This window comes from Candidatus Methylomirabilota bacterium, assembly GCA_027293415.1.
In the GTDB taxonomy this organism is placed as follows: Bacteria; Methylomirabilota; Methylomirabilia; order Methylomirabilales; family CSP1-5; genus CSP1-5.
Genome location: JAPUFX010000033.1, coordinates 1 through 6,097 on the forward strand (window position 1 = coordinate 1; position 6,097 = coordinate 6,097).

The window sequence follows — 6,097 nt, forward strand, 5'->3', positions numbered from 1 at the left end:
TACTACCGCAACTGCACAGGTTTTACGGCTATGGTCAAGCACCTCTCAATGAGCGCCAAAGCCATTGAGGCGGCCCAGGAACATTGTTTTGAGGAAGACTATCAGCAACTCGGGCCGTCAATCTTTCGTAGGGTCGAGACCCGGCTGTTGGGTTATCTGAAACTTCGAAACTCGCCCAATCCTATGCTACGCAAGAAATCCCAACTCTTCGCCCGGAACCTGCAGCACTCTCATGCGGTTTTCAAGGCCGGGCGGATTTTCGCACCTAGCCCGCGGATCCGACAGTGGATGGCTGAACTGGAGACCCGATTGCGGGATGCGTTAGGTCCTCCCAACATGACAAATCGCCTTGCATCCGTTGCTGCGGTGGGGCTGGCTGCATGGACGGGTCTGACGCTGAAATTGGGACTATTCCAGCATCCCAGCCTTATCCGGCATACCTTTCGAATGCCTGAAGAAGCATTGCCAGCAAAGGTCTGGCGTTTAGTGAGCGACAACGATTCCGGCGGACACCAGGTGCAGGTGGAACTACGGCCAGAAAAAATCGTGTGGGTGCGAGTGAAAGGCACCTTGAATCAGGCGGGTGCCGGCAGACTGGCAGAAGAACTAAGCCGAGCCCTTTCCAAACGTCAGGAACGCCTGGTCCTTGACCTCAAACATCTTGTTGAAATTGAAGAAGAAGCGGCCGGGAAAATTATCCAACGATTGCAGCAATACCGCGACCGAATAAGGTTGGCATTGCCTAACGCGGGGGCCTTCGGCGCCTTAACATTGATATTTGACGTCTACTGACTCGCAGCAAGCATTGGGCATAATCTCTTCTATGTGAGCGGGCGTATTCCGTCGTCGCCAGGAAACGATTTCCAAGGACATAAGACTGATTTCTAGTGGATGGACCCGATCAGATCCCTGTCCAAAATGTGGTCTCGGAAAACTGGAACTTAGAGTGGATAGGAGTCCCAGTCCTGATGCTATAAAAAATGACCCACGAGTACGATAGGGGGAAGGCGTTGCGGAAGGATCTCCTGGAGCGGATACCGAGGCTTTACGAGGAGATTGCTGAGAGGCAGAAGAGGAAGGAGGAGATAGAGCGACAACTAATGAATAAGAGCTAGATTTCTACAGCAACCCACTCCACAGGGATTTCTTCGTCTGTAAATCCTCTGTCCCTTTCGACCACAATCGTAAATCCCGTAGTAGATATACGCGCCGGCCACCGCTTCAACGGTTCATATTTGCTATCCGCCTCCAATGCCACCTTTGGGGTACTTGAGAAGGCGATAGGATACGTGAGTGTCATTTCTTCCCTACGCCCTCCCCTGTGACAGCGAATAATGAATGTTAGCAGGAATTTCTTTTTGAGGCGCAGCCGCCAAAGAAATGGGTCTGCCAGGCGTGGGGAAGGATGGCTTAGGCCCTGGCATGGATTTTCGTCGGCCAGAGGATTTCTATCTCAAGGCAATCGCCAATACCGCGTTCGGCGACAAGAAGGGGAAGGCCGTCCCGGACACTTCTCCTCAAGAGATAGAGCTCTTCAGAAAAGCCAGGAGGCATCTGCCCAGGGCCGTGTTCGATGAGAAAAAATGGCGGAGGGCGCTCCGCCCTGAAGAGTGGGCAAAAATCGTCTACGTTCTCAATCGGGGTGGCAGGTACGAGGACTTTGATAAATACGAAAAGTCTGGCCGCCTGCTTCCCCACAAATTCGGGAAGATGGTGAACATCTTTATTGAAGAGATTGCTGCGGCAAAGAACAGCATGACCGGGAGGCACTTCGACGGGTTGCCTCACTACGACCCACCCATGGACGCGAAAGGGCACGTGATCTCCGATCCTGACTTTCCGCTACGACTGTTCACATACAAAGAGATTTTTGGCGGTCACAGCCGGACTATCGGCAACTACTGGGCAAACTACTCACTCCAAACGAGCAACAAGGTTTTGATCAATAAGCGTGATGGGGCACGCCTGGGCCTCCGGGACAGCGGTCGTGGTCGGCTCACTTCCAAAACCAACTCCAAGGGTGAAGTCGATCTCGGAGATGGCACCAAGGCCAAAGTGGAGGGGGGAAGTTAAGCTCATCGAGGGTATTCGGCCTGGGGTTGTGGCTGTCTTCTGGCACTACGGCCAATGGAATGCCTATGGCGCCAGCGATAAGATTGTGGTCAATGGCGTGAGGATAAAACCCGATTCACGTAAGGCTGTGGGGCTGTGTAGCAATCCGGTCAACCGAGTGGATGAGAGCGTCGGCCGGGCAGGACTTACGGACCCGATAGGGGGAAGCGTCTCTTTCTTTGAGGCGAATGTGAAGCTGCTCAGGGTATAAGCCGGGAATGAGGTGGAGAATATCATTCGAAGCTAATTTTTCGGGTAGGGTGTGGGCCTGGAACTGAAAAGGCATTGATGCCTTGACTGTCACAGAGGGACGCAGGGAATGGAGGATGAAGCTCCTTCCCGACGGCTAGATTCTTAATCCTCCAATTGGAGCGAGCTGAGTTTCTCAATTTTGGGAGCAAACCAGGGCGAGCATTCTCTCCTGGGTTCAGGATTTGTCTTTCAGAAGATCAGGAGGGGTCTGCCCAATCCACTGTTTTTATAAGCGATTCCCTGCCATTTTCCTCCACCCATAGGCCCATACACTGAACCTAATTATAGATTGCCCCAACTTTGGCATAAGGCTTGCGGAAAAGAAGCCAGGGTTCCTTAAAGGACTTGATACCAGGAGGCTACCATGAGGGAAACGAGGAAAAATATTCAGAGGGAGTGGCGGACTTTTCTTAAGGTTTCTTGAATCTTTGCCTCAGTGATCCCATTCGTGGTAGCGCGAGCTTCTATGACACGAACGTGAAGCTGGTGAAGGTTTAAAAGGCCTTCACGCGGTCAGGCCTCTCTACCGCGGAAGGAAGAAAGAAAGAGAGTGTGCAAAGCCATATTACAGGAAAGGAGGAAAAGACGATGGGTCGGATAATCATTCGCAGGACTGCTAATGGGTTGTTCTTTCTCGTTCTTGCAGCAGCGACGCTGTTGGGACTCTCACTCTCGACGGGTGTGAGTCTGGGTCAGGCGGACGTGGGCACCACCCATACGATATTCGTTAATGCCGTGGAGGTGAAGGGCGCGACGACGGCCGATAAGCTCGCGCCGCCTGCCGTCAACCCAAAGGATCTCTCTAAGGGATATGGCTTCAAGGTACCCGACGAGCTCGACAGGAAAATACCCAAGAAGTGGCAGGTTGCGAGCTACATGTTCGCCCCGAGCTTCGTGACCGTGCACCAGGGCGATACGGTAAAACTCACTGTGTTCATTGTCAATGGTGATGAGCACGAGGTGTGGATCACCGATCCTGATGGGCAAAGAGTCGTCGCCCCGAGGAAGTGGAATCGAGGGCGAGAGTACCATGTCCAATTCGCTGCGGAGAAAACCGGCTCTTACCAGCTTGTCTGCTCAGTGCACGCCCCTTCAATGATCGCGACGTTCCTGGTTTTGCCGAGGTAGGGCTCATCTGGTTCACCAACCTGAGCGGCCTTGGCCAGGGTGAGAGGGAGATAGCATGCTCAGCAGAGTAAAGATCACGATCATCGGTGCTGGCAATGTCGGTGCTTCAGTGGCTCAGTGGTTCGCAGCCAGAGGGCTGGGGGATATCGTCCTTGTAGATATCCTTGATGGGTTGGCTGAAGGGAAGGCGTTGGACCTATGGGAGTCCGGACCTATTGGGGGGTTCGATCTTCGCATAGTGGGCAGCCAGGAGTACCAGGCGACTGCCGGGTCAAACATTGTGATTATCACTTCAGGCGTTGCGCGTAAGCCCGGGATGAGTCGCGAAGATCTAATCAATGTCAATCGGAAAATTGTCGAGTTCGTGGTTCGAGAGGTGGTTTGCTGCTCACCTGACTGCATCCTCATCCTAGTGACCAATCCTCTGGACACCATGGCTTATTTGGCCTTGCGAGTGAGCGGATTTCCCAAAAACCGGGTGGTGGGACAAGCAGGGGTTTTAGACTCCTCTCGTTTCCGCGCTTTTGTGGCTGAGGAGCTTCAGGTGTCAGTCGAAGATACTCAGGCCCTCGTCCTAGGAGGGCATGGCGATGAGATGGTGCCGTTGCCCCGCTACTGTACTGTTTCGGGCATCCCGATTACCCAGCTCCTCAGTTGTGAAAGGATTCAAAAGATCATTAACAGGACGATCAATGCTGGGGGTGAGACCGTTAAGCTTCTTAAGACTGGCAGCGCGTTTGTTTCCCCCGGTGCGGCCGTGACTGAGATGGCTGAGGCTATCCTTAGAGACAAAAAGCGGGTCATGCCCTGCTCCGCATATCTTGATGGGGAGTACGGATTGAAGGATATCTACTTCGGCGTTCCGGTCAGGTTAGGTGCGAGGGGAGTAGAGAAGATCATAGAAGTTGACCTTATCGGTGAAGAGAGGCGGTTTATGGAACGTTCTGCAGCGCTGGTGAGGAAGAGTATTTCCAGCCTCGGGCTGTGAGTAGAAGGAGGGGTCAGTGTCAGCGAGGGTTCAATCACTCGAATTGCACAGAGAGGAAGGGGCTGAAGACCAGCGTAGACCAGTACGCATGGTCTATTCCCAGGCACCATTTCTTATTTATTGGGAGCTGACCCGGGCCTGTGACCTTGCCTGCCGCCATTGCCGTGCGGAGGCGATTGCTCGGCGCGATCCTAGAGAATTAACTACCTCAGAGGCCAAGGGCCTGCTGGAGAAGTTGCGAGGGTTTGGGGGACGTGGACCTCATCTGGTGCTTACCGGCGGTGATCCTTTAAAGCGGCCAGATTTTTTCTATCTTTTGGAATACGGGAAAAGACTGGGTTTGCACGTGTCGGTCGCCCCCAGCGGAACGCAGGCCCTTTCGCAAGAGGTCCTACAGCGCTTCAAGGCTTGCGGTGTGGAGAGCATAGGACTAAGCCTGGACGGTTCAACTGCGGAGAGGCACGACAGCTTTCGCGGAGTTCCAGGCTGCTTTGCCTGGACCATCGAAGCGGCCCAACATGCTCGTGCTGAAGGGCTTCCCCTTCAGGTCAATACCCTCGTCACAGCGGAGACAGAGGCAGATATCCCTGACATATATAAGCTGGTGAGAGGGCTTAGCCTTATGCGATGGAGCCTCTTTTATTTGATCGGGGTGGGTCGGGGCGGCGCGTTAAGAGAAGTTAGCCCTGAACAGTGTGAAGCCCTGCATCACTGGCTCTACGGTATTTCAAAGGACGCTCCCTTTATCGTTGCGACGACTGAGGCGCCGCATTTTCGCCGTGTAGCCATACAGAAATTGCGGGCCGAAGGAATTCCCCTGGCCGGAATCCGAGGAAGCTCAGTCGGGAAAGGATTCGGCATACGGGACGGCAACGGCGTCATGTTCATTTCCCATACTGGAGATGTCTATCCTTCCGGCTTTCTCCCCCTGGTTGCGGGGAATGTCCGAACTGCCGACGTTGTCGAGATCTATCGACATTCAGAGGTCTTCCAGAATATTCGCCAGACAACTACATTCAAAGGAAAGTGCGGACAGTGTGAGTTTAGAGAGGTCTGCGGGGGCTCGCGAGCGCGGGCTTATGCAACAAGTGGAGACCCACTGGAAAGCGATCCTCTATGTGCCTATGAGCCAAACAGATTCGAAGCGGCATGGACATGAAGAGCAGAGGGTGCCCTGGAAAGGATCACAAGGAGATGGAAATTTTATGATAGAGTTTTCGGGCGGAGATGGACACCATCATAGACGCGGTGCGGCTTAAATCCATTTTAGAGCTGCTTGTTGGGACGCTTAATCAGCTGTGGGAGGTTGGGTCGGTCTCCACTGCAATCGATGAGTATGTGAGGGAGGCAGTAGAGTGATCGGAGAAGGAAGTTACAAGGCTGCTGCTCTTTGATCGTCAACGCGATCTCATTTCAACGGGATCAAGAAGGACCAAAAAACCTAGTATCCCCACATTACAGAATAATAGCGGCCCTAGAGCGGGTGGGCCTCGCAACAGTCGCTCCTTCACGATCAGGCTGCCCTGAATCAGCTCGGATTCTATATGGAGTATTGCTCCAACCAGCCCTACAATAATCAGCAATGCCATTGCTCCCGTGTAGGTTATAAAGTCTCCC

At 53.4% G+C, this 6,097-nt stretch carries 9 protein-coding genes; 8 read left to right on the forward strand and 1 reads right to left on the reverse strand.

Features of this window, described 5'->3' with window-relative positions; translation table 11 throughout:
- The 8 genes from O6929_02290 to O6929_02325 all read left to right on the forward strand — a co-directional run.
- A partial coding sequence (locus O6929_02290; protein MCZ6479226.1) for a hypothetical protein occupies positions 1 to 792 on the forward strand: 792 nt, incomplete at its 5' end.
- 188 nt (positions 793 to 980) lie between these two features.
- Positions 981 to 1,115, forward strand: coding sequence for a hypothetical protein (locus tag O6929_02295; protein ID MCZ6479227.1), 135 nt, complete (start codon positions 981 to 983; stop codon positions 1,113 to 1,115).
- A gap of 307 nt (positions 1,116 to 1,422) precedes the next feature.
- Positions 1,423 to 2,073 carry a hypothetical protein gene (locus O6929_02300; protein MCZ6479228.1) on the forward strand — a complete coding sequence of 217 codons (651 nt, stop codon included), beginning with the start codon at positions 1,423 to 1,425 and terminating at the stop codon, positions 2,071 to 2,073.
- Positions 2,074 to 2,101: 28 nt separating this feature from the next.
- A complete protein-coding gene (locus O6929_02305; GenBank protein MCZ6479229.1) occupies positions 2,102 to 2,323 on the forward strand; it encodes a hypothetical protein in 222 nt (73 codons plus the stop codon).
- A gap of 629 nt (positions 2,324 to 2,952) precedes the next feature.
- Entirely contained in the window at positions 2,953 to 3,492 is a 540-nt protein-coding gene (locus tag O6929_02310) for an emp24/gp25L/p24 family protein (protein ID MCZ6479230.1), read from the forward strand.
- A 55-nt stretch (positions 3,493 to 3,547) separates the two neighbouring features.
- Positions 3,548 to 4,480, forward strand: coding sequence for a malate dehydrogenase (gene mdh / locus O6929_02315; protein MCZ6479231.1), 933 nt, complete (start codon positions 3,548 to 3,550; stop codon positions 4,478 to 4,480).
- An 88-nt stretch (positions 4,481 to 4,568) separates the two neighbouring features.
- A complete protein-coding gene (locus O6929_02320; protein ID MCZ6479232.1) occupies positions 4,569 to 5,639 on the forward strand; it encodes a TIGR04053 family radical SAM/SPASM domain-containing protein in 1,071 nt (356 codons plus the stop codon).
- Positions 5,640 to 5,707: 68 nt separating this feature from the next.
- Positions 5,708 to 5,839: a hypothetical protein gene (locus O6929_02325; GenBank protein MCZ6479233.1), complete on the forward strand. Its 132-nt coding sequence runs from the start codon at positions 5,708 to 5,710 to the stop codon at positions 5,837 to 5,839.
- Between the two features lie 38 nt (positions 5,840 to 5,877).
- Here O6929_02325 and O6929_02330 read toward each other — a convergent pair.
- The coding region (locus O6929_02330; protein ID MCZ6479234.1) for a hypothetical protein at positions 5,878 to 6,097 on the reverse strand (220 nt) is incomplete at its 5' end.

Bases quoted from the DNA above. Each gene is read 5' to 3' on its own strand.
- mdh (MCZ6479231.1), top strand. From the start codon at position 3,548: ATGCTCAGCAGAGTAAAGATCACGATCATCGGTGCTGGCAATGTCGGT.
- O6929_02295 (MCZ6479227.1), top strand. From the start codon at position 981: ATGACCCACGAGTACGATAGGGGGAAGGCGTTGCGGAAGGATCTCCTG.
- O6929_02325 (MCZ6479233.1), top strand. From the start codon at position 5,708: ATGGACACCATCATAGACGCGGTGCGGCTTAAATCCATTTTAGAGCTG.
- O6929_02300 (MCZ6479228.1), top strand. From the start codon at position 1,423: ATGGATTTTCGTCGGCCAGAGGATTTCTATCTCAAGGCAATCGCCAAT.
- O6929_02310 (MCZ6479230.1), top strand. From the start codon at position 2,953: ATGGGTCGGATAATCATTCGCAGGACTGCTAATGGGTTGTTCTTTCTC.
- O6929_02320 (MCZ6479232.1), top strand. From the start codon at position 4,569: ATGGTCTATTCCCAGGCACCATTTCTTATTTATTGGGAGCTGACCCGG.